2 protein-coding genes are annotated in these 2,269 nt (G+C 64.1%); both read left to right on the forward strand.

The features are described 5' to 3' along the window. A partial coding sequence (locus QZY48_RS22370; RefSeq protein ID WP_295435295.1) for an RNA-guided endonuclease TnpB family protein occupies positions 1 to 1,024 on the forward strand: 1,024 nt, incomplete at its 5' end. A 103-nt stretch (positions 1,025 to 1,127) separates the two neighbouring features. Further along, positions 1,128 to 2,153, forward strand: a complete 1,026-nt coding sequence (locus tag QZY48_RS22375; protein ID WP_295435297.1) for an amino acid ABC transporter substrate-binding protein — start codon at positions 1,128 to 1,130, stop codon at positions 2,151 to 2,153. The last annotated feature ends 116 nt before the right edge of the window (positions 2,154 to 2,269 follow it).

The raw sequence follows: 2,269 nt of genomic DNA on the forward strand, positions 1-2,269 counted from the left end.
CCGGCAGTTGAACGCCATCAAGCGCGAGCAATTCCCCTGGATGCTCGAAGTAACCAAGTGCGCGCCCCAGCAAGCCATTATGCAGTTGGGCGAGGCCTTCAAGAACTTCTTTGCCGGGCGCGCCAAATACCCACGTTTCCACAAAAAAGGTCGCAACGACAGCTTTGCCCTGGACAATGGGCACTTCGTTCTCGACGGTTCGCGTATCCGCCTCCCCCATCTGGGCTGGGTGCGGATACGCGAGACGTTGCGCTTTACCGGCAAGATTGTCTCGGCAACGATTTCTCGCACGGCGGACCGCTGGTTTGTCGCCGTCGTCGTGGACACCGATCAGATCCTCACCCGTTCCGCCGAAAACCAAGGCGTCGTGGGTGTCGATCTGGGTGTCACGCGGCTTGCTACCCTTTCCAACGGTGAGCAAGTCAGCGGCCCCAAGGCCCACAAGGCGGAATTGAAACGCATGGAGCGGCTCAACCGAAGCCTCTCGCGAAAGGTGAAATTCTCCCGCAACTGGCGTAAAACCAAGGCCAAGCTGGCCCGCCTTCATGCCCGCATCGCCAACGTGCGCCTGAATGCCATGCACACGCTCACATCTGATCTGGCGCGGCGCTTTCATACCATCGGCATCGAAGACCTGAACGTCCGCGGCATGGTGCAGAATCGGCACCTGGCGCGCGCCGTCTCGGACATGAGCTTCTTCGAGTTCCGGCGCCAACTGGAGTACAAGAGCGCGCTGCGCGGCGGGCGCGTGGTGGTCGCGGATCGCTGGTATCCGAGCAGCAAGACGTGCTCGGGATGCGCTCATCAGATTGACTCACTGCCGCTAGCGGTGCGACAGTGGGACTGTCCGGCCTGTGGCTCCAGCCACGACCGGGACTTGAATGCGGCGATTAACCTCGCCCATTACGCCGCGAGTTCCGCGGTGTCTGCCTGTGGAGGGGAAGGCGCTGGTGCGGGCCGCAAGGTACGCACGAAACCGGCCCCGGTGAAGCAGGAAGTCAACTTTGTTCATGTTTGCGCATGAATGTGTCAGTTTGACAGAACGGTAACACCCGCCCTGGTCCCATCGCCCCCCTCGCCCATGCTGGTAGGATGGCGTACTGCCCCCCAACCTGAAGGAGAGCCCCATGCATCCACTGTCCCGTCGGCTCGCCGCCCTGGTCCTTCTGAGTGCCCTGCCGCTGGCCCCAACGCCAGCCCAGGCCGACACCCTGGAGGACGTCAAGGCGCGCGGTGTGCTGCGCTGCGCCGTCAATGGCACCATTCCCGGCCTCTCCTTCAAGGATGCGCAGGACCACTGGAGCGGGATCGACGTGGACTTCTGTCGGGCGGTGGCCGCGGCGGTGCTCGGCCGCGCGGACAAGGTGGAACTGGTGCCCACCCCCAGCGGCAGCCGCTTCGATGCGCTGCGCCAGGGAAAAGCGGACCTGCTCGCGCGCAACACCAGTTGGACCCTCTCGCGGGACCTCGATCCGGAGCTCACGTTCGTCGGCGTCCTCCACCACGACGGCCAGGGCTTCATGGTCCGCCGGGACACCAGCACCCTGAGCGCGCGTGAGCTGTCGAAGAAGCCGGTGTGCGCCGCCGGCATCAGCGGCCCGCAGAACGCGCGCACCTATTTCACACGTAATCGCATGGAGTTGGACCTCAAGGAGTTCCCCGATACCCCAACGGCGACCAAGGCCTACCTGGCCGGCACCTGCTACGCCCTGACCGCGGACCTCTCCCAGCTCTACGCCATGCGCGCCGAACTGGCGGGCGAGGACGCCCATCGCATCCTGCCGGAGATGATCTCCAAGGAGCCCCTGGCACCGGTGGTGCGCACCGGCGACGGCCGCTGGTTCGACATCGTGCGCTGGACCCTCTTCACCCTGATCAACGCCGAAGAGGCCGGAATCGACTCCGGCAATGTCGATACGGCGCGCGCGCGGGCCCATGCCGACGACATTCAACTCCTGTTGGACGTGGACGGTCAGACCGGCAAGCTGCTCGGGCTCGACCGCGGCTGGAGCTACCGCATCATCGACCAGGTGGGCAACTACGCGGAGGTCTTCGAGCGCAACCTGGGGGCGGGGTCACCGCTCAAGATCGAGCGCGGCGCCAATGCGCTGTGGCGCGATGGCGGCGTACTTTATGCCCCTCCCGTTCGTTAAGAAAGTTGCGACTGCCTAAGCGCCATTTTCGCTGTCGTTGTCGTTGTCGTTGTCGTAATCGTGCTTATCGTAGCGCCCCGGATTCTCTCGCACCCCAAAGTGCATCGCTTCTCCGA

The sequence above is a fragment of the uncultured Thiodictyon sp. genome (assembly GCF_903828115.1).
GTDB lineage: Bacteria > Pseudomonadota > Gammaproteobacteria > Chromatiales > Chromatiaceae > Thiodictyon.